The organism is Pedobacter frigoris (assembly GCF_032678645.1).
Lineage (GTDB): Bacteria > Bacteroidota > Bacteroidia > Sphingobacteriales > Sphingobacteriaceae > Pedobacter > Pedobacter frigoris_A.
On record NZ_JAVTSP010000002.1, the window covers coordinates 452,556 to 478,221 of the forward strand.

General features: G+C 40.8%; 23 protein-coding genes. 20 read left to right on the forward strand and 3 right to left on the reverse strand.

Features of this window, described 5'->3' with window-relative positions; all coding sequences use genetic code 11:
• Positions 1–3 precede the first annotated feature (3 nt).
• Genes R2Q78_RS08405 through upp form a run of 3 tightly spaced genes read right to left on the reverse strand, consistent with a single transcriptional unit; the run spans position 4 to position 2,174 of the window.
• A complete protein-coding gene (locus R2Q78_RS08405; RefSeq protein ID WP_316790749.1) occupies positions 4–720 on the reverse strand; it encodes a DUF4476 domain-containing protein in 717 nt (238 codons plus the stop codon).
• Positions 721–780: 60 nt separating this feature from the next.
• Positions 781–1,470 carry a YjjG family noncanonical pyrimidine nucleotidase gene (locus R2Q78_RS08410; RefSeq protein WP_316790751.1) on the reverse strand — a complete coding sequence of 230 codons (690 nt, stop codon included), beginning with the start codon at positions 1,468–1,470 and terminating at the stop codon, positions 781–783.
• A 59-nt stretch (positions 1,471–1,529) separates the two neighbouring features.
• Complete coding sequence (upp, locus tag R2Q78_RS08415) at positions 1,530–2,174, reverse strand: uracil phosphoribosyltransferase (RefSeq protein ID WP_316790753.1); 645 nt, start codon at positions 2,172–2,174, stop codon at positions 1,530–1,532.
• 64 nt (positions 2,175–2,238) lie between these two features.
• On the opposite strand from upp, the gene uvrB reads away from it, so the two are divergent.
• The 20 genes from uvrB to fucP all read left to right on the forward strand — a co-directional run bounded on the left by uvrB (position 2,239) and on the right by fucP (position 25,665).
• Positions 2,239–4,278 carry an excinuclease ABC subunit UvrB gene (gene uvrB, locus R2Q78_RS08420; protein WP_316790754.1) on the forward strand — a complete coding sequence of 680 codons (2,040 nt, stop codon included), beginning with the start codon at positions 2,239–2,241 and terminating at the stop codon, positions 4,276–4,278.
• A gap of 17 nt (positions 4,279–4,295) precedes the next feature.
• On the forward strand, positions 4,296–4,496 hold the full coding sequence (locus R2Q78_RS08425; protein ID WP_136837032.1) for a YwbE family protein: 201 nt from the start codon (positions 4,296–4,298) through the stop codon (positions 4,494–4,496).
• A gap of 94 nt (positions 4,497–4,590) precedes the next feature.
• A complete protein-coding gene (locus R2Q78_RS08430; RefSeq protein WP_316790758.1) occupies positions 4,591–4,842 on the forward strand; it encodes a DUF4834 family protein in 252 nt (83 codons plus the stop codon).
• A 77-nt stretch (positions 4,843–4,919) separates the two neighbouring features.
• Positions 4,920–7,400, forward strand: a complete 2,481-nt coding sequence (locus R2Q78_RS08435) for a YfhO family protein (RefSeq protein WP_316790760.1) — start codon at positions 4,920–4,922, stop codon at positions 7,398–7,400.
• 118 nt (positions 7,401–7,518) lie between these two features.
• Positions 7,519–8,505: a TonB family protein gene (locus tag R2Q78_RS08440; protein WP_316790762.1), complete on the forward strand. Its 987-nt coding sequence runs from the start codon at positions 7,519–7,521 to the stop codon at positions 8,503–8,505.
• A gap of 158 nt (positions 8,506–8,663) precedes the next feature.
• Positions 8,664–9,515, forward strand: coding sequence for a UDP-2,3-diacylglucosamine diphosphatase (locus tag R2Q78_RS08445; protein WP_316791574.1), 852 nt, complete (start codon positions 8,664–8,666; stop codon positions 9,513–9,515).
• A gap of 59 nt (positions 9,516–9,574) precedes the next feature.
• The gene (locus R2Q78_RS08450; protein WP_316790764.1) at positions 9,575–10,561 is read left to right on the forward strand and encodes a glycosyltransferase family protein; all 987 of its coding nucleotides are present in this window, start codon (positions 9,575–9,577) and stop codon (positions 10,559–10,561) included.
• Between the two features lie 101 nt (positions 10,562–10,662).
• Positions 10,663–11,571, forward strand: coding sequence for a DUF6427 family protein (locus R2Q78_RS08455; protein ID WP_316790766.1), 909 nt, complete (start codon positions 10,663–10,665; stop codon positions 11,569–11,571).
• Positions 11,572–11,645: 74 nt separating this feature from the next.
• On the forward strand, positions 11,646–12,401 hold the full coding sequence (locus R2Q78_RS08460; protein WP_316790767.1) for a type III pantothenate kinase: 756 nt from the start codon (positions 11,646–11,648) through the stop codon (positions 12,399–12,401).
• Positions 12,385–13,683, forward strand: a complete 1,299-nt coding sequence (locus R2Q78_RS08465) for a hypothetical protein (RefSeq protein ID WP_316790769.1) — start codon at positions 12,385–12,387, stop codon at positions 13,681–13,683. Before R2Q78_RS08460 ends, R2Q78_RS08465 begins: the two co-directional genes overlap by 17 nt.
• Complete coding sequence (gene lptC / locus R2Q78_RS08470; protein WP_316790771.1) at positions 13,683–14,252, forward strand: LPS export ABC transporter periplasmic protein LptC; 570 nt, start codon at positions 13,683–13,685, stop codon at positions 14,250–14,252. The genes R2Q78_RS08465 and lptC overlap by 1 nt, the downstream gene beginning before the upstream one ends.
• Positions 14,253–14,375: 123 nt before the next feature.
• Complete coding sequence (locus R2Q78_RS08475; protein WP_316790773.1) at positions 14,376–16,472, forward strand: peptidylprolyl isomerase; 2,097 nt, start codon at positions 14,376–14,378, stop codon at positions 16,470–16,472.
• 87 nt (positions 16,473–16,559) lie between these two features.
• Entirely contained in the window at positions 16,560–17,075 is a 516-nt protein-coding gene (locus R2Q78_RS08480; RefSeq protein ID WP_316790775.1) for a DUF2480 family protein, read from the forward strand.
• Between the two features lie 30 nt (positions 17,076–17,105).
• Positions 17,106–17,885: a DUF3108 domain-containing protein gene (locus tag R2Q78_RS08485; protein WP_316790777.1), complete on the forward strand. Its 780-nt coding sequence runs from the start codon at positions 17,106–17,108 to the stop codon at positions 17,883–17,885.
• A complete protein-coding gene (locus tag R2Q78_RS08490; protein WP_316790779.1) occupies positions 17,885–18,454 on the forward strand; it encodes a DUF3109 family protein in 570 nt (189 codons plus the stop codon). The genes R2Q78_RS08485 and R2Q78_RS08490 overlap by 1 nt, the downstream gene beginning before the upstream one ends.
• Positions 18,455–18,519: 65 nt before the next feature.
• Positions 18,520–19,380 (forward strand): glucose-1-phosphate thymidylyltransferase RfbA, encoded by an 861-nt coding sequence (gene rfbA, locus R2Q78_RS08495; RefSeq protein WP_316790781.1) that lies wholly within the window; start codon positions 18,520–18,522, stop codon positions 19,378–19,380.
• Positions 19,381–19,504: 124 nt separating this feature from the next.
• Positions 19,505–21,865 carry a PDZ domain-containing protein gene (locus R2Q78_RS08500; protein ID WP_316790783.1) on the forward strand — a complete coding sequence of 787 codons (2,361 nt, stop codon included), beginning with the start codon at positions 19,505–19,507 and terminating at the stop codon, positions 21,863–21,865.
• 21 nt (positions 21,866–21,886) lie between these two features.
• Positions 21,887–24,025, forward strand: coding sequence for an alpha-L-fucosidase (locus R2Q78_RS08505; RefSeq protein WP_316790785.1), 2,139 nt, complete (start codon positions 21,887–21,889; stop codon positions 24,023–24,025).
• Positions 24,003–24,290, forward strand: a complete 288-nt coding sequence (locus tag R2Q78_RS08510; protein WP_316790787.1) for a hypothetical protein — start codon at positions 24,003–24,005, stop codon at positions 24,288–24,290. The genes R2Q78_RS08505 and R2Q78_RS08510 overlap by 23 nt, the downstream gene beginning before the upstream one ends.
• Positions 24,291–24,411: 121 nt before the next feature.
• Positions 24,412–25,665 (forward strand): L-fucose:H+ symporter permease, encoded by a 1,254-nt coding sequence (fucP, locus tag R2Q78_RS08515; protein ID WP_316790789.1) that lies wholly within the window; start codon positions 24,412–24,414, stop codon positions 25,663–25,665.
• Position 25,666: the final 1 nt, after the last annotated feature.

Sequence of the window (25,666 nt, forward strand, 5' to 3'; positions counted from 1 at the left end):
GCCCTAGTTATTGGCAGCTCTTTTACTCACGTAATCCATCAGCTGGTTCTTATTGGTAGAAAAATCGAATAACGGGTATATTTTAAAGAAGTTTTGTTTGTCTACCACGCTATCGTAACCAAGCTTTGCTACTTCCAGCTTTTTCCCGTCAAAATCCATAGTCTTTACCAATGCTGCCAGTTGATTTGTGGTAATTCGGTTACCAGAGATGCTTGTTCTGATCATTTTGGCCTTATCCGCGTCGAAACTCTCACGTTTTACAACGGCTAATAAGTCATTAAAAGAAGCATCAGACATCGCATAGTCAGCGGCTGGTCGAGTTGGCCTATTGCCATTGGTTGGTCTGCCCATCTGCATACTGCTTCCATCCCAATTGTCCAGTGAATATTGATTGTTGCTAAACAGCGGCAAGGTTTTTAATACCCGGAAACCCGCTTTTTTGTCGTAAGAGACAACAGTACGGCTATTAGATTCCAGGTTCAGTGATGTTTTTACGACCTGTCTGTTGTTTTGCATAATGGTAATAATTGGCGCCGTGGCTTCTACATCATAAAAGCGGAAGCGACCCCGGGCTGACCCAGCCATTTCGTCGTTCACATACACAGTATACATACCGGGTTCACGAAGTTCAATAAAAAGTTCTTTGGCGTTTGAAGGGCGTTGAGCGAAAGCGTTGGCTGTAAGCAGAAGTACTGCAGCCAGGAAGGTTAATTTTTTCATGGTTGTTTCGTTTGTGTGTATAGCGACTCTATCTAAGGCTATACCAGAATTTCTTGGGTATTAAAAATGTTGCAGCAATTCTTCCAGATGGTTGATCTGCCATTCTACGTCTGCGGGTATTTCTTTATTTAAAGGGTTAAAGAAAATGGCCTTCATGCCATAGTTTTGGGCGCCTCTGATGTCTGCTTCTATGCTGTCACCGATCATGATACTTTCATGTTTTAAGGCCGCAGCTTTATCAAGGGCGTATTCAAAAATGGCCTTATCTGGTTTATTTACACCCACATCTTCAGAAATGATGACATTCTGGAAATAGGGATTGAGACCGGACACTTCCATTTTGGTTAAAGTTGATTCCTTAAACCCATTGGAGATGATGTGCAATGTATATTTCTTTTGCAGATAGCTGAGCACGTCTTTTGATCCGGCAAAAAGATTTGTTTTTCTGGGTGTAAGGCTGACATAGTCGTCTTCAAATCTAGACGGTATGCTATCCGGATGTATGCCCAACTGAATAAAGGTTCTGCTAAACCGTTCGGATCTCAACACATCTTTGGTGATTTTACCTACATGATATTCGGCCCAAAGCAGATGATTGTTTTCGGTATAGGTAGCAATAAATTCTTCGGCGGAGCTGAGACCCAGTTTATGCAGTTCGTATTGCGTATAAAGTTCCAGCAGGGTTTCCTGTGCATTTCTGTCAAAGTCCCAGATGGTATGATCTAAATCAAAAAAAATGTGTTTAATCATTATTGCCGTTTTGCGTGCCTTAGTACAAAGTTGCAATAAGTATTTCGATTAGGAGGAAATTATTGTTTAACTCCGTAAGAAAGATCTCCGGCGTCTCCCAGTCCCGGTACAATATAGGCCTTGCTGGTCATCTCCTCATCAATGGCACCCAACCACAGCCTGGCTTTGGGCAGGTTGGCCCTTACATGCCTGACACCTTCAGAACTGGCGATTACAGAAACGATATGAAGCTCTTTGATTTTGAATTTTCGGGTCAGTTCCTTACAACAGAGCACCATGCTTAGCCCGGTGGCGAGCATGGGGTCGCTCATGATCACAATCTTACCCGTAAGATCGGGCGATGATATGTTCTCCAGCTGAATTTCGAAACTACCGCTTTTATGATTTCGGCGGTAAGCCGTAATAAAAGCAGATTCGGCCTGATCGAAAACGTTGAGCATCCCATTGTGGAGGGGGAGACCAGCTCTTAAAATGGTTGCGAGAACAGGTTGTTGTTCAAGTTTCACCGTTGGAGAGACGCCCAGGGGAGTTTGGGTTTCGGTTTTCGTATATTCCAGGATCTTACTGATTTCAAAGGCAAAGTATTCGCCTATCCGTTCCATGTTCCTGCGAAAACGCATGGCATCCTTTTGGATGTTCTCATCCCGAAGTTCAGCAATGAAAACATTAGCTACAGAGTTTGTTTTACTGAGTTCGAATATCATTTTACAAGAATTTGATGAGGTAAGCCTGTATAAATTTACTAATTTTTATCTAAGTTTGATAGCTATGGAATTTAAAATCGTTTCTAACTATAAACCGACAGGGGATCAGCCCAATGCCATAAAACAGCTGGTAGAAGGGGTGAATAACGACGAACATTACCAGACACTTTTGGGAGTTACCGGATCAGGTAAAACATTTACCGTTGCCAATGTGATCCAGCAAACACAGAAGCCGACATTGATCCTTAGTCATAATAAAACACTTGCCGCACAGCTTTATGGAGAATTTAAACAATTCTTCCCTGAAAATGCGGTAAACTATTTTGTGTCTTACTATGATTATTACCAGCCCGAGGCTTTTATGCCAAGCACCAATACCTATATTGAAAAGGACTTGAGCATCAATGAGGAGATTGAAAAACTACGGCTGCGTACCACATCAGCTTTGATGTCCGGCCGCAGGGATGTGATTGTGGTATCTTCTATTTCCTGCATTTACGGTATGGGAAATCCCGAGGATTTCTCCAGGTCTGTATTCAGGTTCTCGGTAGGGACAAGGATCTCCAGAAATTCATTTTTACATAGCCTTGTAGAGATCTTATATGCGCGTACCACCAATGATTTTAAGCGCGGAACCTTTAGGGTAAAGGGCGATACAGTAGATATATTTCCAGCTTACCTGGACAATGCCTATCGCGTATCCTTTTTTGGAGATGATATCGAAGAATTGAGCATTATAGATCCCGTAACAGGGAAAACAATTGAGAAGATCCTGGATATGGCCATCTATCCGGCGAATTTATTCGTGACGCCAAAGGACAGGTTTAACTCATCCATCTGGGGAATTCAGGAAGAACTGGAGATCAGGAAGAATCAATTGATAGGCGACAGGCAATTGCTGGAGGCAAAACGACTGGAAGAAAGGGTGAATTTCGATATAGAAATGATGAAGGAGCTTGGCTACTGTTCAGGAATTGAGAATTATTCGCGGTTCTTTGACGGCCGGGCACCCGGAATGCGTCCATTCTGTCTGCTGGATTATTTTCCTGATGATTACCTGATGGTAATTGATGAGAGCCACGTTACCGTACCACAGATCAGGGCGATGTATGGCGGCGACAGGTCACGTAAAATGTCGCTGGTAGAATATGGTTTCAGACTGCCTTCGGCGCTGGATAACCGTCCGCTTAATTTTGATGAATTTGAACGTTTAGCGCCTCAGACCATTTATGTGAGTGCTACACCGGCTGACTATGAACTGCAAAAGTCAGAAGGTATTGTAATAGAACAGGTAATCAGGCCTACAGGTTTGCTCGATCCTTTGATCGAAGTAAGACCGGCGATCAACCAGGTGGATGACCTGCTGGATGAGATTGACAAAACCATTAAAATGGGCGACCGTGTATTGGTAACTACCTTAACCAAACGTATGGCGGAGGAATTGACCAAGTATATGGACCGGCTGAACATCAAATGCCGTTATATCCACTCTGAGGTTAAAACGCTGGAACGGGTTGAGATTTTAAGGGGCTTAAGGTTGGGTGAATTTGATGTTTTGATCGGCATTAACTTGCTTAGAGAAGGACTGGATCTACCGGAAGTCTCGCTGGTTGCGATTCTGGATGCAGATAAGGAAGGGTTTTTGCGTTCCGAAAGGTCGCTGATACAAACGATCGGAAGGGCTGCAAGGAACGACAGGGGAAGAGTGATCATGTATGCAGATAAAATCACTGATTCTATGGAGAAGACCATGGATGAGACCAACAGGAGGAGGGAAAAACAGATTGCGTATAATCTGGAGCATGGCATTACCCCGAAAACTGTAGGTAAGACCAGGGAAGAAATTATGGAACAGAGCTCGATGCTTGATTTCTCTGAAAATAATACACGTGCAAAAGCTTATGTGGAGGTAGATGAGGTAAGTATGGCTGCGGATCCAATTGTGCAATATATGACCAAGCCGGAAATGCAGAAATCTATAGATAAAACCCGCAAAGAAATGGCGAAAGCAGCAAAAGATATGGATTTTCTCCTGGCGGCCAGGTTGCGTGATGAGATGTTTGCGATGGAGAAAATGTTTGAAGAAAGATTCGGGAAAAAGTAATAATTGTATTTATAGCAATGGACGGAAAGAATAGAAAAGATATATATCCCGGTTTAGAAGTGGATATTATCCTTAAAAAGGATCAGCGCAGCGGGAAGCTGACCAGAGGTATTGTGGCAAATCTGCTGACATCTGCCGCATACCACTCAAGAGGGATTAAAGTGAGGTTGGAAGACGGACAAATCGGCAGAGTAGCGGCAATTACGGATGACAATTGAGCCGATGGTATTGTAATTGTTATGCAATAAACATAATGACGGTGTAATAAGAAATGAGCTTATTCGTCATAATTGTAAATATTAATATATAAGAATGGTACTATTAAAATTCTTCTTTATAACCTTACTGGTGCTTTATCTGATCAGAGTTATCTTCCGGTTGGTGTTCCCGATAGTTATAAAAAATATGTTCAGTAAAGTTCAGCAACAGGCTCAAAATCAATCACGTCAACAAAGTTCAAAGCCTGAGGGCTCGATATCTATAGATTATATGCCACCCAAGACCGAAAAGAAGGGAAATAGTGATAAATTAGGTGATTTTGTAGATTACGAGGAGGTGAAGTAACTTTTTTAAGAAAAGTTCGTAAATGATTCACAGTTTTATCTAAGTTTGGGGTTAGTTCGTATCTTAAACAAACCTTAATGAATAACTGGTTAAAAGCTAATGGCATACACCTGGCCATAATTGGATTTTTTGTAATCATCTGTTTCGTCTATTTCAGTCCTGTTTTGCAAGGCAAAGCCCCTGCACAAAGTGATGTGATCCAGGCCAAGGCTACGGCCAAGGAAATCATGGATTATAAGGAAAAAGATGGGAAAGGTCCTTTATGGACTAATCAGATGTTTGGCGGTATGCCCGCCTATCAAATTTGGGTTCAGCATCCTTATAACATTACAACCTACGTCATCTCTTCGGTAAAAGCAATTTTTCCTGATCCGGTTGACGTCGTTTTGATGTATCTCCTTGGCGCATACCTTTTATTTTGTGTATTAAAGATTAATCCATGGCTTGCCGCTGCAGGTGCTGTAGCATTCGCATTTACATCATATAATTTTATCATCATAGCTGCTGGTCATAGTAATAAAGCATTGGCAATAGCTTTTTGCGCTCCTATAATCGCCGGGGTAATCCTGACACTTAGAGGGAGATACTGGCTTGGCGGAAGCTTAACTGCGCTTTTCCTTGCTTTGGAGATCAGGTCAAACCACATCCAGATGACCTATTATCTGATGATCGCATTGTTGATTTATATCGGAATTGAAGTATATCACGCCGTAAAAGAAAAAAAACTTGCTGGTTTTGGTAAGGCTCTGACCTTTTTGGCGGCAGCAATGGCGCTTTCCTTTATGGTAAATGCCGGTAAATTATGGACTACCTATGAGTATGGAAAAGAGTCTAACCGCGGCAAATCTAACCTGACTACTGATGCAACAGAAGAAAAAAATGGATTATCTAAGGAATATGCGTATGGTTGGAGTCAGGGCATAGGAGAGAGTTTTACTTTCCTGATCCCAAATCTTTATGGTGGTGCAACGAGCATAGAGGCATTAGTAAAGCCAGAGAGTAATACTTATAAAACATTACAGGGAATTGTTGGGGGGGATCCAACCGGACATATTCAACAACTGGCAGGCCAGTTGGGTATGCAACAATACTGGGGTGAAAAACCAGGGACCTCAGGCCCGTATTATTTTGGCGCTATAGTATGTTTCCTGTTTGTATTCGGATTATTTATTGTTAGAAACAGATTGAAGTGGTGGATTTTAGGAACAACCATTTTATTTATGCTGCTTTCTTTTGGAAAGAATTTCCCGTTGGTGTCGGACTTGTTCTTCGAATATTTTCCAATGTACAACAAATTCAGGGCAGTTGAATCTATCCTGGCAATCGTTGGATTAATGGTTCCTTTACTCGCTTTCTTAGCGATCAAAGAAGCACAGGAAGGTGCTTATGATCAAAAAGAGCTTGTAAAAAAATTGACGATTTCTGCAGGTATTACTGGTGGTTTTGCTTTACTGGTGGCCATAATGCCAACAGCCTTCTTTAGTTTTACTACGGCCAATCACCAGCAAATGGTTCAGGCACTTACACAAATGCTTGAAAATAATGCCTCTGTTGCTCATAGTATAGCGGGAGCACTGATTTCCGATCGTGCTGATATTGCAAGGGCAGACGCGCTGCGGTCTGTTTTGTTTATCGCTATAGGTTATGGGCTGGTATGGGCAATCATCACTAAGAAAATGAATATACAGCTTGCTGTGATTTTATTAGGGCTTGCAGTACTGATAGACATGTGGCAGGTTGATCGTCGTTATCTGAACAATAGTAATTTTGCGAACAAAAGTGACTTAAAAAATCATTTTCAACCACGTGATGTAGATACGTTCATTACCTCAGATAAAGACCCTGATTTTCGGGTGTTGGATTTGTCGATTTCGACTTTCTCTGATGCACAGACATCTCAATTCCACAAAACAGTGGGTGGTTATCATGCGGCTAAATTGAAACGCTATCAGGAACTGATCGATAAGCAGTTTTCAAAAAGTATTAACCAGGATGTACTGGATATGCTGAATACGAAATATATCATTACTCAGGATCCGCAGAATGGTTCTTATAAAATGCAGCGCAATGAAACAGCTGCTGGTCATGCATGGATTGTACAAAACGTACAATTTGCTAAGGATGCCGATGAAGAAATGAAGGCAATCAATAGCTTTGATCCTAAAAAAGAAGCTATTGTTGACATTCGTTATAAAGATTTAATTGATGCTAAGCGTGTAGGCGCAGACCCTACGGCATCAATCAAACTGGATAGCTATCACCCAGATCACCTGGTTTATTCTTACAGTGCTCCGCGGGATATTATTGCTGTGTTCTCTGAAATCTATTATGATAAGGGCTGGAATATGTATGTGGACGGTAAACAAAAACCATATTTCAGGGCTGATTATGTGCTGCGTGCTGCGCAGCTTGAGGCTGGAAATCATAAAGTTGAATTTAAGTTTGAACCGGTATCTTACTATATGGGCGAAAAAATATCTTTAGTCGGATCTATATTGTTATTGGCAGGTCTTGGTTTTGCCTTTTACAGCGAAAATAAAAAGAAGAAAGTAGCTTAATAATACTTTTTTATAGAAACGGGTCGGCTGATGAATTTCAACCGACCCGTTTTGCATTATAGTCATTTCTTAATACAAAGTATTTCGAAATACATTGCGAAATTTTAAATTTGCACCTATGAAAAAAATAACGCTCCTTGTTGCTTTACTGCTTTTCGCAGGCTTAACAAACGCTCAAAAAAGAAAAAATATTTATTTGTTTAAGAATAACGGAAAGCCGGTGTCACTACAGGATAGCGCGGATTATATTCGTGTAATTGAAGAGCCGGACTCTGGCGCAGTTTATTTTAAGTTAATGGAGTATTACGTCAACGGCAAACCTAAAACTATAGGTAGTGTTTCAAAATTTGAACCAGCGCTCATTTACGAAGGTCAATTTGCAACCTATGATGATAAGGGCAATAAGCAGACAATTTTTAATTATGAAGCAAACAAGCCCGTTGGCAAAGGTTATTACTTTTTTTCGAATGGAAAACTGAATAAGGTCGTTGATTTCGATGGGGCAGCATCTAATTTCGCCGGATTCCAAGGCCAGTCGCGATTTAACCAGCCATCCAAATTGGATTATTATGTGGATTCTCTTGGACAGGTACTGGTTGAAAATGGAAACGGGCATTTTAAAATTACTGTAAAGGCAGGTTCTGAAAACTATTTGCAAGAGGGCGAATATGTGGGTGGTGAAAAGGATGGGCTATGGACAGAAAAAAATGCATCCGGGGATTTTATTTATAAAGAGAAGTACCTGAAAGGTAAATTGCTTTCAGGAGAAAGCTATAAGGATGGAAAAACTTATTTATATGCAGTGACCGACGAGTTTCCTACCTATCAGAATGGAATTCAGGCTTTTTATGCGTATTTGAGCAGGACTGTTCGTTATCCGCGTGATGCTCAGGATCAAAACATATCAGGCACTGTCCTGCTGAGCTTTGTCGTGGAGAAAGATGGTAAAGTCGCCGACGCAGAGGTGACGCGCGGGGTGTATCCTTCATTAGATGATGAAGCACTGCGTGTGATGAGGATTTCACCAAAATGGATTCCCGGTAAACAGCGCGGCGTACCTATGCGTGTGAAATATAATGTTCCTATAAAATTTTCTTTAAGGTAAGAAATACGATAACATCTTCTTAACGGCTTATTAATCTATGGGTTGCATATTTGTCGAATAAACTAATATCCCTATGCCGGAATTGTTTTTTATAGCATGCCTGATTGTGATCATTGCTTTCTTCTTCGGGCCATATGAACTGACAATGGATGAAGATGATGTCTAAGAGAGAAGTAGATATTGCAGTAATTTCTGATGTACACCTTGGTACTTATGGCTGTCACGCCAAAGAATTGTTGAAATACCTTAAAAGTATAAAACCTAAAATGCTGGTGCTGAACGGCGATATCATAGACGTATGGCAATTTAGCAAACGGTATTGGCCGGAAACCCACATGAAGGTGGTTCGCAAGCTCATGAAATTTGTGGTGGAAGGTGTGCCGGTCTATTACCTTACTGGTAACCATGACGAACTGCTCAGAAAATTTGCAGACATGCACATGGGAGCATTTCACCTGCAGAATAAACTTATTCTGGAAATTGACGGCAAAAAAGCCTGGTTTTTTCATGGAGATGTGTTCGATGTAACGATGCAGCATTCAAAATGGCTGGCGAAACTGGGCGCTGTAGGATACGATACGCTGATCTTGATCAACAGTTTAGCAAATTGGCTTTTAACCGCTATCGGGCGGGAGAAAATGAGTTTTTCAAAGCGGATCAAAGCGAAGTTCAAAGACGCCGTAAAGTTTATCAATAAATTTGAGGATACGGCTGCAGAACTTGCCGTGGAAAAGGGATATGGCTATGTAATATGTGGACACATCCATCAGCCGGAAATGCGGACGATAACCACAGAAGAAGGGTCGGTCGTTTATTTAAATAGTGGCGATTGGGTGGAAAACTTAACGGCACTGGAATACTATGACCAGTCATGGAAAATATTCAAATACGATCAGAAAGACTTTGAGAAAGATGAGGTAGAAGAAGGAATTTTATCTGATAGTGAAGACCTTCACAGCAAGCTTGATATCAATACGCTGCTACAAAAGATCAAATTAGAAATGCTTTAGCACATAAATCTGTATGAGCTTCCAAGTTATTTAATGAAAATTACAGATATTCGGTGCGGATGAAGATACTATATGCCATTCAAGGTACGGGAAACGGTCACATTAGCCGGGCAAGGGAAATTGTACCCTTGTTGCAACAACACGGTGAGGTTGATCTGCTGATCAGTGGTACCCAGGCTGATGTGAAGCTGACCCAGGAAGTCAAATACCAGTTACATGGTTTTAGCTTTATTTTTGGGAAAAAGGGCGGAGTGAACCATTACGAAACATGGAAGACGATGAACCTGCCGCGTTTTGTAAAGGACATGAGGAGTATACCACTGAGGGAGTATAACCTCATATTGAATGATTTTGAACCAGTAACCGCTTGGGCCTGCAAAAGACAACGGATAGAAAGTGTGGGGCTTAGTCATCAGGCGTCATTTCAATCAGCTAAAGTCCCGAAGCCAAGGAGCATTGACTGGGCGCAATTGGTGATGAAATATTATGCTCCGGCGAGTCATTATGTTGGCTTTCATTTCGACAGGTACGACGATTTCATATATACTCCCGTGATTCGTGCGGAAATCAGGAAGATGATTGTTTCCAATCTGGGGCATTATACTGTTTACCTTCCGGCAATTGACGATAAATTTCTGGTGCCTGTATTGAAACAGATTCCCCACATCAGATGGGAAGTATTTTCAAAACACACAAAAGAAGCTTATAAAGACAGCAATGTGGCAGTTTATCCGGTCAACAATGAGTTGTTTAATAAAAGTCTGGCGTCTTGTGAAGGGTTATTTACAGGCGGAGGCTTCGAGGGGCCTGCAGAGGCACTACATATGGGCAAGAAACTGTTGGTAGCACCCATGAAATTTCAATATGAGCAGCAATGCAATGCTTTTGCATTGAAACAATTTGGCTTGCCGGTGATATGGGGCAGCAATAAAAACTGGTTGCCAATTATCAAAGAATGGGTGGCGAAGCCTCAGGAACATCAGTTTTTCTTTCCCGATGAAACAGCAGCCGTAATTGATAAAGTTGTAAGGCAGTTTGCCAGATAATTTCCTTTACTTTGCCTTTGTATACAGGCATGATTAATCAATTTAGAAATTTAAACCCTATAAACCTGCTGATCCTATTCGCATATACTTTTTTTATGCGTATGGCTATATTTGCGGATCTCCCTTCCGTATTACAGTTTGAGTTTTTAGAGCCGTATACTAAGTTTTTCATTCAGATTCCTATTCAAAATACATTTTCACCTGCCGGTAATGTTTTCTTTGCAGGAGTGATCATTTACATCCAGGCCATTTTGTTCAACAGGGTCGTAAATAATCATGGATTGCTGAGTAAGCCAGGGTATTTGCCGGCGCTGCTATACATTACTTCGGCAAGTTTGTTCATGCCATTTTTGATCCTGAGCCCTACACTGATCTGTAATTTTTTACTGATCTGGATGATGGATAAGTTTTTGAAAATAGGTAAGTCGCCAAATGCAATCATGATCATGTTTGACATCGGGATGATCATTGCCGTCGGTACACTGATTTATTTTCCATTCATCGTAATGCTGGCCATGCTGTGGTTTACATTGCTCCTGTACCGGTCTTTTGAGTGGAGAGAATGGGTTTCCGGACTGGTTGGTTTTCTGATCATCTTCTTTTTTGTAGGTGTTTATTATTACTGGAATGATAATCTTTCCATGTTTTATAAGATATGGCTGCCACTGGCAAATAAATTTCCTTCAGTTTTTAAAATTAATTACAATGACTACCTGGTTCTGGTGCCTGTTTTTGTCATGATTGTGCTGGCTACGTTACAGCTGAGGGAGAATTTCTTCAGAAGCTTTATCAGCACCAGAAAAGCATTTCAGATGCTATTTTTTATGTTCATCATCAGCATTGTCAGTTTTTATACCAAGCCCGACTTCAGGCTCTATCATTTCTTGTTGTGTGTTCCTCCGGGTTCGGTACTTTTATCCTATTACTTTTCAAATGCTAAAAAGCGTTGGTTTTACGAAAGCTTATTCCTGATATTGGTTTTTGCCATACAGTACTTTTTGTTTGTTTAACTTTTTTTAACAATTTGAAAGCTCGAAACTTGCTAAAGATTAATAGCTTTGTGGGATGAAGTTGAGAATCGCTAATGCATAATCTTGTTCTGGATATTGGCAATACTAATGGTAAACTTGCTGTTTTCAATAACAGGGAGTTGATTCATTACCAAAGTTTAAGACAAATCACGACATCTGCACTGGCCAACTTAATTGAACAATATAATGTAAGCAACTCTACCATTTCGAGTGTAGCTGATGAATTTTCGGAAATAATTGATGTCCTAAAAAAGCGAACGAATTATGTAGAATTCTCAACTGTATTTAATCCAGGGATCAAGAATTACTATAAGACATTATCTACTTTGGGATTAGACAGATGGGCTAAAGTTGTTGCAGCTCACCATTATTATCCTAAGTTAAACTGTTTTATAATTGACGCGGGAACATGTATCACTTATGATTTGCTAACCGAAGAAAGTGAGTATTTCGGGGGCAGTATTAGTTTGGGTGTCCATATGCGTTTTAAGGCATTGAATCATTATACAGGGCGTTTGCCTTTGGTGAAATGGGATAAAGAAGATGGGGAAATACCTGATGGAACTGATACTGAGTCGGCCATAAAAAACGGGGTGTTACAGGGAGTAATTAACGAGATTGAAGGGTTTATAGCCAATCAGAATAAAAGAAATAAGGCCATTAGGGTATTAATAACGGGTGGTGACGCTGCTTTTTTGCTAGTGCAATTAAAAAAGAGCATCTTTGCGCCTCAAATTATACACGATCCTTATTTGGTATTAAAAGGATTAAACGAAGTCATTGCATTTGAATATGTACAAAAAGATTAATTATATAGCAGCAGTATTAATATTGCTAACGACTATTTCTGTTAAAGCACAGGTTACCACGCAGTCACCTTACTCAAAATATGGTCTTGGAAATGTGAGAGGATCGTTACTTCCTCAGTTCAGAGCCATGGGGGGGATTTCCACTGGTGTTTATAAACCGAGTATTTATAGCAATATAAACATCCAAAATCCGGCTTCTTATACTGGAATTACGATGACTACGCTAGACATGGGCATGTCAGCAGGTTTTACCGAAGTAAAGAAAAATGGAATCGGTGAAACCAGTTTCAACTCGACTTTAAGTCATGTTGCGATGGCATTTCCTTTAAAATCAGGTAAATCTGCGCTCAGTATAGGTATATTGCCGTATACTGAACTTGGCTATGAATTCTCTTCTATTGAGAAATATAGCGCTACTGACACGAACACTTATAATGCGTTGTATTCAGGAGAAGGCGGTCTAACAAAAGCCTATTTCGGTATTGGTCAGCAGTTTGGTGATCATTTTCGAATAGGGGCCAATGTGGAATATCTTTTTGGAAATCTTCAGGAAAACAGGTCAATAGAACTTCAGGCTTCACCATCGATCAATAACAGGAGACAAAATAAAAACAGCATAGGCGGTATTGGATTTTCTTACGGGTTACAGTATGATATTCCGCTGAGCAGCAAAAGCAGGATTACCCTGGGATACTCAGGATCTTCTCCTTCAAAAATCAATTCTACCAAAACTTTTGTTGTGACACAATATTTCAGAGATGCAGTGGGTGAGGAACAAGCAGCATTTGATACGGTACTGGTTAATGAAAACAGCGCTGCAAAATTGAAACTCCCTTTAATTCATAATTTCGGATTTTCGATCCAGAAAGACAATAAATGGATGTTTGGCGCTGATTACAGAATGGGGCAATGGTCTAAATTAAATATTGACAACACCAACCAGGGGTTACAGGATAGCTGGGGTTTTTCAGCTGGTGCGCAAATCACTCCTGATATTGGTTCTATCGGCAGTTACTTTAAACGCGTTGATTATCGTTTTGGTTTTCAGTACGATAAAACCTATATCCAGTTGAACGAGCAGGATGTGAAACAAATGGCCGTTACGCTTGGTTTTGGATTCCCTTTGGCTCCAAACAGGTACTCTTTTTATAAGATGAACTTTACCACTGAGCTCGGAAGAAGAGGAAAGTCGACCAATGGATTGATTCAGGAAAGCTATATTAATTTTCACTTAGGATTTACTTTAAACGACCGTTGGTTTACACGATTTAAATTCGATTAATGAATTCCCGTGGTATAATATATTGCAGTGTTATACTTTGCCTGATCCAGCTTTGCTTAAGCTCCTGTGCTGAAGATGATCTGAAAAAAGCCGCGCGTTTGTCTAAAAAAGTTGCCCTGAATGTCGACCGGACGATCAAGGTGGATGTCATTTATAGTGATTCTGCGAAGGTAAAGGCACAGGGATTTGCTCCGGTGCTGGATAAGGTAACACCTGCAAATGGTGCTGTTTACCAGGAAATGCCAAAAGGCGTAAAGATCAATTTCATTGATGAGCAGATGAAAATCAAGGGTTCAATTACCTCTGATTATGCCATTATGAGAGACACAGAGAAGACCGCTACTTTCAGGCGCAATGTAATTGTGGTAAACGAAAAACTGACCTTCAATACAGAAGAACTGGTTTGGGACCAGAATAAAAAGATGTTCTTTTCCCCCAGTGGTGTGATTACGAAGGCCGATGGTACGGTACTGAATGCAGTTAATTTTAGTGCTACGGAAGACTTCAGTCTGATCAACTGGTCTAATGGAAATGGTGAGACCTATATTCCGGAAGGTTTCGGCAACTAGGATGTCTGAGCACCGTTATTTCCTTAATTTTTAAATACTTATTCAAATACAATTTAATATTTTCTTTTTTTAGCAAAAGTTGTATCTTGCGCCCTCTTAAAAAAAATTATAAATAAGAATATTATGGGATTAATGACATTTTTGCGGAATCGCGCAGGCTATATCCTGGTTGGGGCCATCGGTTTTGCAATTGTTGCATTTTTAGTTGGTGACGCAATTCAGGCAGGTAAGCCTTTTTGGGCGGCATCTCAAAAGGTTGTAGGTTCAATTGACGGGCAAGATATCAACATAGACGAGTTTAGCGGTAAAGTTGAGCAGAGTCTAGCTCAATACAAACAACAATATGGCGGTGCTGGCAATTCGCAGATGCAGGCTATGGCAGTTGATAATGTATGGCAAGGCGAAATTGCCAATGTTCTGCTTGGAAAAGAGTATAACCGTTTAGGTTTAACTGTTTCTTCTGACGAACTGAATGACCTGATCCAGGGAAGTAACCCAAGTCCGCTTATCGTGCAGTACTTTGGTAACCCTCAGACAGGAGAAGTTGATCGTGCACAGGTAATCAGAACTTTTAAAGACGGATATAAAGATCCAAGAGTAGCACCTCAGTTGAAATCTCTTGAAGTTGAAATTGAGAAACAGGCATTGCAGCAAAAATATGCTAAACTGGTTAACAATTCAGTTTACGTAACTACACTTGAGGCTAATGATGAATACATCAACCGTAATAAACTGGCTAATTTCAAATATGTAACACTTCCATATTCATCAATTCAGGATGCGAGTGTTAAGCCTACTGAATCAGATTATTCGGATTACTATAATGCAAATAAAAAACGTTTCGAGAATCCTACCGAGACACGTACGTTTGAATATGTTTCTTTTAGCGTAAATCCTACTGCAGCAGATTCTGCAGCTGTTAAAGCCCAGGTTGAAAAGCTGGCGGCAGATTTCAGAACTTCGGCAAACGATTCTTTATTTGCAGCGAACAACTCTGATGTTAAAGTACCTTATACTTACATCACTAAAGGCAAACTTGATCCTGCTGTTGACTCAGTAGTGTTTAATTTACCTGCAGGTAGTTTTTACGGTCCTAAGTTTTCAGGAAACTCTTATAAGCTCGTAAAAGTGATCAATACCCGCTTTTCTCCTGATTCAGTTAAGGCAAGTCATATCTTAATCGACCCAAGTAAATTGGGCGGTGTTGATAAAGCTAAAAAACTGGCTGATTCATTGAAAGGTCTGATCGAGAAAGGCGCAAGTTTTGCAACGCTGGCTCAGCAGTATAGTGTTGACGGATCTAAAGATAAAGGTGGTGAACTGGGAACTTTCACAAGAGGGCAAATGGTTGCTGAATTTGAAAACGCAGCATTTGACGGAAGCGTTGGAGACCTGAAAGTAGTTCAATCTCAATTTGGGGTTCACCTGATCAAAATAGAAAAACAAATAGGTTCTTCTAAAGTAGCCAAACTGGCTTATATTGAGAAAAACCTAAGCTCAAGTAATAAAACTAAAGATGCTGCTTATAAAAAAGCAAGCAGCTTCCTTAATGAAGCAAAATCAGGTAACTTCTCTGAGCTGGCTCAGAAAAAAGGTTATACTGTAGGTGTTGCTGATAAGATCACTCCAACTCAGGGCTTTGCTCCAGGCTTGGATAATCCACGTCAGTTGATCCGCGATGCTTATTCAGCAGATAAAGGTGATATTCTTGATGAGGTTTATTCAATGGACAACGGTTTTGTTGTTGCCCGTGTGACTGACATCAAGCCTGAAGGTACATTGCCTCTTGAAGCAGTTAAGAAAGACATCGAACCAATGGTTAGGACTGCTGTTAAAGCAAAAATGCTTAAAGAGAAATTGGATAACGCTTTAAAAGGTGCTGCATCGATTGATCAGGTAGCTCAAAAAGTAGGTCAGGTAGCAGCTCCTGTTACCAACATGGTATTTGCCAATCCGATCATTCCTGGTTTAGCTCAGGAAAACAAACTGGTAGGTTCTGTATTCGGTTCACAGCCGGGTAAGCTTTCTAAAGCTGTAGATGGAGAAAGCGGAGTATTTGCTTTTGTAATAGATGGATTTACTAATCCGGCTCCATTGGCAAACACTTACAAGCAAAAAGAAGCAATGATGCAAGTATCTGGTCAGCGTTCTTTAGGATCAGCTTTCCAGGCATTAAAAGATAAAAGCAAGATAAAAGACAATAGGGTGAAATTCTATTAATCTTATTTTACGTAATTTTGTAACCGGAAGTAATTGTTGCTTCCGGTTTTTTTATTTTTAGGAACCCATAGTTTTCAGTATAGCATCATGGACATTCAGGAGAATTTTGTTAATAAAGTAGCAGCTAGTGGTTTGATCACGCTTAACCTCGAAGAATATCTTCATCAGGGAGAGAGGTTGGTGTACGACATCAAGGATAATCTTTTTCATGGGCTAATGCTAAGGGAAAAGGATTTCAGGGAGTTCATCAAGACGCATGACTGGTCGGCCTATGCGGATAAAAATGTGGCTATTACCTGTACCGCTGATGCAATTGTGCCTACATGGGCTTATATGTTGCTGGCAAACAAGATGAAACCTTTTGCCAATGAAATCGTATTTGGCAGTCTGGAAACATTGGAAACCGTGCTATTCACAAAAGCACTGTCTAAAATAGACCTTAAGACATTTGAAAACGAGCGGGTAGTGGTAAAAGGCTGCGCTGATATCGAACTTCCTGTTTCTGCCTACGTTGAAATTACAAGTTTACTTACACCTGTTGTTAAAAGCATTATGTATGGAGAGCCTTGCTCTACAGTTCCCATTTATAAGCGTAAGGATTAATTTTGGATTGTTTTTTGTTTTAGCTTAGGTATGAGAAAGTTGTTTTTGTTTTTTGTTGCTGCATTCCTAAGTTATAAAGGTGTTGCCCAGGAGTTACCTTTCGTAAAAGATCCGGTATTTCAAGCTGGAGAAGTGTTGACCTACAAGTTGAAATATGGCTTTATCACGGCAGCTGAAGGCACACTGAAAGTGCTGGAATCTGACCTTAAATTTGATGGCAGTCCGACTTATCGCTTGAGTGTTGACGGACAGACCTCAGGTACCTTTGATGTATTTTATAAAATAAGGGATCATTACGATTCCTATATAGATAAGAAAGATTTAAAGCCTTATTTCTATCAGGAAAACATCAGAGAAGGAAGTTACAGGAGACAGGATAAAGCAAGGTTTAGTCAGGATGAGCAAAAGGTAGTTGCTACAAAGGGAACTTTTAAAACGCCGACAAAGCAAACATTTGACCTGGTATCTTCCTATTATTTTGCAAGAAGCCTGGATATTTCAAAAATGAAAGCCGGTGATTTTGTAAAGCTGAATTACTTTTTAGGAGATGAGATTAGCCAGCTGGAAATTCAGTTTGTAGGCAGGGAAACGATTAAAACTAAGCTGGGTGCAATAAAGTGTTTGAAATTTAGCCCTTCTATAAAGCCAGGAAGGATTTTCCGTAAGGATAGTAAATTATACTTATGGGTTACTGATGATGGTAATAGAGTACCTGTAAAGGCTCAGGTGGAAATATTGGTGGGCTCTGTGATAATGGAAATTAAATCAGCCGATGGACTTAAACATCCTTTGGCCATAGTAAATAAGTAATGATAGAAGTACAAAATACTTTGGTGCATGAAGACCTGATCAGGGAAAATTTCGTGTGCAATCTGAATAAATGCAAGGGGATATGTTGCGTGGAAGGCGATGCAGGTGCTCCCCTCGATGTTGCCGAGACAGCAATTTTAGCGGAGATTTATCCAAAAATACAACACCTGTTAGAGCCTAAAGGCATTGCCGCAATTGAACAGTATGGTACTTCTGTAGTAGATGCAGACGGCGATCTGACTACACCTTGTGTAGACGGACATAAAGAATGTGCCTATGTTACTTTTGAAAATGGCATTACGAAATGCGGAATAGAGAAAGGCTATGAGCAGGGGCTTGTAGATTGGCAAAAGCCCATTTCCTGTCATCTGTACCCTATCAGGGTTACGCAGTATCCGGAATTTGAAGTGTTGAATTATGATCGCTGGCATATTTGTAGCGATGCCTGTTCTTTTGGCCGTGAATTAAAAGTTCCGGTATATCAATTTCTGAAAGGACCACTGATCAGAAAATATGGGGCAGAATGGTTTAAAGAACTAGAAGAAAACGTATCTTCAAGTCAGGATTAAGATTTCTGAGCTTAAAGCACAATAAATCTGTAAATGACATTTTAAATAAATTAACCATATAACTCTTGAAAGGAATAATTTTAGCAGGTGGAAGTGGCACAAGGTTGCATCCTTTGACCCTGGTGATGAGCAAGCAAATGATGCCGGTTTATGATAAGCCGATGATCTATTATCCCTTGTCGACGCTGATGCTTGCCGGAATCCGGGAGATACTGATTATTTCTACACCTCATGATTTACCAAACTTTGAAAAGTTGTTGGGTGATGGGAGCAGATTAGGCTGTAAGTTTTCTTATGCAGTACAGGAACAGCCAAATGGCCTTGCCCAGGCATTTGTTATAGGTGCTGATTTTATTGGCGATGACAAGGTCGCATTAGTGCTTGGCGATAACATTTTCTACGGTGATGGAATGTCCAGGTTATTGCAATCGAGTGCCGATCCGGATGGTGGGGTAGTCTTTGCATATCGCGTTTCCGATCCCGAAAGATATGGAGTTGTAGAGTTTAACGACGAGAATCAGGCAGTATCTATTGAAGAGAAGCCCCTTCATCCAAAGTCTGATTATGCAGTTCCAGGTCTTTATTTCTATGACAATTCAGTGGTAGAGATCGCTAAGAACATCAAGCCTTCAGCACGGGGTGAATATGAAATTACTGATGTAAACAAAGTATACCTGGAACAAGGTAAATTGAAAGTAGGTGTATTGAGCAGGGGTACCGCCTGGCTGGATACAGGTACTTTTGCATCGTTGATGCAGGCCGGTCAGTTTGTCCACGTTATCGAAGAACGCCAGGGCTTAAAAATCGGATGTATAGAAGAGGTAGCCTACAGAATGGGCTTTATCGATAAAGAACAGCTGAAGTCCGTTGCCGAACCATTGGTTAAAAGTGGCTATGGTGCTTATCTGCTAAAAATACTCAAGTAACTTACATTCAGATCATTTGTAAGAGATCAGTTATTTAACTGCCAAAATTGCTTATTGTTTTGGCAATTGAAGTAAATTTTGCTTGGTCTAATTTGCTTTCTTTGAATATACCAAATCCAGACCAATGAAAACACTATTCTCCTTCATTTTAGCTGTTTTGCTGTTTCAAGCCAGTGATGGCATTGCTCACGATATTTATGTTTCCGTTAAGGGAAATGATCGTGCAAAAGGAAGTAAGAGCCTTCCATATGCCAGCATAAAAAGAGCACAGCAGGAGGCCCGTAAAATGAAAGGGAAAGTTACGGTGTACTTGCTTGAAGGAACTTATTACTTGTCTGAAACCATAGTTTTTACCCCAGCTGATTCAAGGAAAGCAGGAGAAGAACTGGTATTTAAAGCCTATCCCGGAAATAAGGTAATCATTAGCGGTGCTGTTACCTTAAAATTAAACTGGGAGTCTTATAAGGGTGCTATTGTGATGGCTAGTGTCAATAAGGATATTCCCTTTGATCAGCTTTATGTAGATCATCAACAGCAAAGAATGGCGAGGTATCCTAATTACAACCCTTCCATCAGATTTTATGGTGGCTTTGCTGCTGATGCGCTGAGTCCTGAACGAATCTCTAAATGGAAAAATCCGGCAGGAGGATTTATTCATGCTTTACATAAAGCAGAGTGGGGTGGGTATCATTATGAAATAAAAGGCAAAGACGAAGCAGGTAAATTGAGACTCGAAGGAGGCTTTCAAAATAACCGGCAGATGGGGATGCACGATAAGTATCGATTTGTAGAAAATATTTTTGAAGAGCTGGACACCGCAGGCGAATGGTTTTTTGATAAAGCTGAAAAGAAAATCTATTATTACCCCACCCAAGCCAAAGCAGCCCTGGAAAAGGCCAGCATAGAAGTGCCACAGCTGAAGCATCTTTTTGAATTTAAGGGATCTGCAGTCAGTCCGGTAAAAAACATCAGTATTGAAGGATTTGAACTGGCGCACACGGTCAGGACTTTTATGGAGACTAAAGAGCCTTTATTACGAAGTGACTGGACGATTTACCGTGGGGGTGCTGTTTTTATGGAAGGTACTGAGCGCTGTCAGGTCAGATCTTGTTATTTCAATACAGTAGGAGGCAATGCCATATTTTTAAGTAATTATAATAAAAACAGCACCATTTCAGGTTGCCATATCGCCTACGCAGGAGCCAGTGGTGTTTGTTTTGTTGGAGATCCAAATGCGGTACGTTCAGGAAGTTTTGAGTACAATAAGTTCGTGCCTCTGGAGCAAATAGATACCGTAAGAGGACCGAAGACAAACAATTATCCTCAGAATTGCAAGGTTGAGAATACGCTGATGTATGGACTGGGACAGGTAGAAAAGCAGGTTGCCGGTGTGCAGATTTCTATGTCTATGGACATTACTGTCAGCCACAATACAATTTATGACGTGCCAAGGGCGGGTATCAATATCAGTGAAGGTACATGGGGCGGACATGTGATCGCATACAATGACGTTTTCAATACCGTTTTAGAGACTGGCGACCATGGTGCTTTTAACTCCTGGGGAAGAGACCGTTACTGGCATCCTAAGGTATCGGTAATGAATGAAATTGCTAAGAACCACCCATCACTGATCACAGCTGATGTCATCAAAACCATTACCATTCACGACAATCGTTTTCATTGTAACCATGGCTGGGATATAGATCTTGATGATGGATCCAGCAACTACCATATTTATAACAATGTTTGCCTGAATGGTGGATTAAAACTCCGTGAAGGATTTTACAGGACTGTTGAAAATAACATCATCCTTAACAATTCCTTCCATCCGCATGTCTGGTTTGCAAATAGCGGAGATGTTTTTAAGCACAATATCGTCATGCGCAATTATTACCCAATTGGGATCAATCACTGGGGTAAGGAAATCGATTATAACTTATTCCCGGATAGTGCAGCATTAAAGAAAGCACGGCTTGCAGGCACAGACCAGCATTCTGACTATGGCGATGCGATGTTTATAAATCCTCAAGTTGGAGATTACCGTGTAAAGCCAGGTTCAAAAGCTTTGGCTGTAGGTTTCAGGAATTTCCCTACAAATCAATTTGGGGTAAGCAGTCCGCAGCTTGCTAAAATTGCGAAGAAAGCCCCGCTGCCTTTGTTGGCCAGACCAGTTCAGGTTAGTAAGGATCAGATCGTGCAATGGCTTGGCGTCCGCATCAAGAACCTTGAAACACTTGGTGAACGCTCGGCGACTGGAATGTCTTCTGAGAAAGGGGTACTTGTGCTGAGTGTAGATGCAAATAGTCCATGGGCAGGTATATTGAAACCTAACGATGTGATACTGGCTTTCAGGCAAAAAGAAGTAAATAAAATGACTGACCTGCTTGATGAACAAGACCGGGTTAAATCCAATCAAAGCATTGAACTTAGTATATTTAGAAATCAGAATACTCAAAAGGTAAAACTGGATAAACCAATAAAATAACCGGAACTAGGGTTTTAAACCATGAAACAGAAACAAACTATTTTATTCGCCTTATTGATTTTTGCGAATCTCTTCGCTTTTGCACAACATGATCCAAAGGCACTTAAGGATTGGCAGGCACAGAAGTACTCCATGTTTATTCATTATGGGATATATTCCGTATTGGGAGGCGTCTGGGAAGGCAAGCCGGTATCAAAAGGCTTAAGTGAACAAATACAGGCTCATGCGGGAATTTATAGTGATACTTATGCTAACGTTGCTAAAAGGTTTAACCCCGAAAAATGGAATGCTGATTCTATCGTGTCTCTCGCTAAAAAGGCAGGCATGAGGTCCATAGTGATCACTTCAAAACACCATGATGGTTTTTGTATGTTTAAGACCAGCACTACCGATTTCAATGTGGTAGACGCTACACCTTTCAAGAGGGATGTGCTGAAGGAATTGTCTGAGGCCTGTAAGCGTGGCGGACTACGTTTTGGCTTGTATTTTTCCTTGATTGACTGGCATTTTCCTCAGGCCTCTCCAATCTCAAGTCACAATTCAGACCTCATCACTCCTGAGCATGTGGAGTATAATAAGAGACAGATTACAGAACTTTTGAGTAACTACGGACCTGTTTCTGAGCTTTGGTTTGATATGGGTTCACAGCGTGAGAAGGATAGCCGTGAACTCAGAGACCTGGTGCATAAATTACAACCTGACTGTATGATCGGAAGCCGGATTGGAAATGACATGGGTGATTTCAATGTGATGGGCGATAATCAGGAGCCAGACTATGCAATCGGAGTGCCATGGCAGTCTCCTGCATCCTTCTTTGATGAAACCTGGGGTTACCGTTCATGGCAGGAAAGGGGCAGTGAAGAAGAAAAGCAAAAAGAGAAACTGACCAGTTTGATTCGTGTGGTTAGCCGTGGCGGAAATTACCTGTTGAACATTGGCCCTAAAGGCGACGGTTCTGTCGTGCCTTTTGAAAGGGATATTCTACTCAATATTGGCAAGTGGCTGGAGAAGAATAAGGAGGCAATCTACGGAACGGATGCCGACCCTTTTCACATTTCATTTAAATGGGGCAGCCTGACCAGCAGGCCGAATAAAATTTACTTACACCTGCTTTCATCGCCAGAGAATGGTACAATTACTTTACCCGGTCTTACCGGAAAGATAAAAGGCGCAAGTGTCTTAGGCGAAAATAAAAAAGTTAAGTATACTCAAAATGCAGCAGGTGTAACCATTACGGTTCGCGCAGACCTGGATATTGCTAAAGAATTTAAAGTGATCGCTATAGAGTTTACAAATGGCTATAAAGTGCCCCCTGCGAATATTATCGTGAAAAACGCTGGCATTTTAACGCTCAACAGTCATAACGCTTTTAAGCATTATAGCAATTCAGGGATCGATTACAACAACCGCTATCAAAGTACTGTAAAGGAATCATGGACTTTGAGCCCGGTGGCAAGCGGGACTATAACACCTAAAGTCTATTTTACAGAGAACGAAAAGGGCAAAGAGATTGATTTGGAAATCAATGGTAAAGTCAGTACCGTGGCATTGAGCGGAAATGAAACCGATAAGCTGGACAATACACCGTCATCTATTATTTGGGGTCTGCTTTATAAATCGGGCAGTTACTATTCAGGCCCGGGTGGAGTACATGGGAATCTAAAAGATATCGATGTGAGTAAACCATGGCCGGCCAATAGGGGCAAAGTTTGGGAAGCAATGTCTGGATGGAAGAATAACTTAACTTATGAAGTTAGTGCCGAAAAAGAAACTGCGACTTACCTGCTTCAGGAGATTACTTCAGAAAAGGACCAGTCTTATCTGGTAGGAATTACCAGTGGAGATGCGGTAACAGTAGCTTTGAATGGGCAGATACTGGATGAGCACAATAATCCCCTCAAGGAAAAGCTGATGAAGGATGTCATCCTTCTTCCGTTGAAAAAGGGTAAAAACCAACTGGTCATTAAATTTTACAATGGTTTTCAGAAAAGTACTACTGTAGGGATTGCCAATGATATAGCGCAGGTCATCTATCACAAAACACTACCATCTTTGCAAGTAGAAAAAGGGAAATATTATCCGGTTAGCTGGAAATTGCACAATCCACGGTCAGCACACACTACTTTAGGCTTGCCGAATGTCCGGCTGGAGTTTAAGTAATTTTGGTGCTTTAATTTTTCAGGAAATAATAGCAGTCTCCTCACAGGCTGCGCCAGCTAAGCTCCCTGTGGTCGCAAACCTGACAATGCCTGTTCCGAGCAGCTATTATTTCCTGAAAGCAGGATGCAAAGTAATGTTTCCTTATGCTACTTTTGATTTCTGCTGTGAACATCCAAGCTGCCTCCCTGCTATACGCCCTGTTTCCTCTAAAGTCAGTGTCTCAGAACAGGCATTGTCAGGTTGCCCAGCCCTTCGCTGGGCCTAGCTGGCGCAGCCTGTGAAGAGATCACTTACTTTATCTGCCAAAATAGTTTAATGAATGGATAAAATGATTAAATAAATAACGTCGGAAACCACGTTATTTGAATAACCAAATAAATAAACCGATGACAAAAAACAAATACTTATTTCCGTTCATTATGATCACCTCGCTATTTTTTATGTGGGGCTTTGTTCATAACCTGGATCCAATTCTTATTCCACATTTAAAAAGATCTTTCAGCTTGAGTACTTTAGAGGCTTCCTTAGTCGATTTTTCAGTATTCATTGCTTATTTCGTTATGGCCCTTCCTGCGGGTTTTATCATGAAAAAGTACGGCTACAAGTCAGGTATCATAATAGGCCTTTGTTTGTTTGCAATAGGATCGTTTTTATTTATTCCCGCAGCAAATACTCAAGCCTATCCATTTTTTTTAGGAGCACTTTTTATTATTGCCTGCGGATTAACTATTCTTGAAACTGCAGCTAATCCTTATGCTTCACTTTTAGGCCCTAAAGAAACGGCACCTTTCAGACTTAATTTGTCACAATCCTTTAATGGTCTGGCAGCTATGCTCGCCCCGGTAATCGGATCACGGATCATTATGATTAAGGGCGTATCGGATGAAGAGTTAAGTACCATGAGTGCATCTGCTCAGCAAATAACCCTCGCTTCGGAAGCGTCATCCGTTAAAACTCCATATTTGGTACTTGGAGCGATAATTCTCCTGATTACCATTGTTTTTTTATTCATCAAACTGCCGGAAATTAAAGAAACTGAAGTCGATGGAGATGAGAAGCGAGGGATATTACATGCCTTAACACACAAACATTTGCGTTGGGCTGTTGTCGCTCAGTTCTTTTATGTAGGGGCACAAGTTTGTGTATTAAGTCTCTTTGTTTTATATGCAGCCAAGGCAGTGGGATTTGACCAGCAACAAGCGGGAGAATATGCGGGCTATGGGATGGGACTTGCATTTTTGATTGGAAGGATAGTAGGTACCTCATTAATGAAATTCATCAAAGCAGAATTGCTTCTTGTTATTTATTCCGTGATCTGTGTAATCCTTTGCGCTTTTGCTATGGTAACTGTGGGTACGCTTGCTTTGATTTCGGTTACAGGGGTGGCCTTTTTTATGTCCATCATGTTCCCGACTATATTTTCGCTAGGTATCAAGGATCTTGGAAATGATACAAAATATGGCAGCAGTCTGATTATCATGTCGATAGTTGGGGGTGCATTATTGCCTTTGGTTATGGGATATATCAGTGATATCAGCAGCATACAGATCGGGTATATTGTGCCGCTGGTTTGCTTTCTTGTAGTGCTGGCTTTTGGTTGGACCGGACACAAAGTTGTTAAAGAAGTTAAAAATATATAAT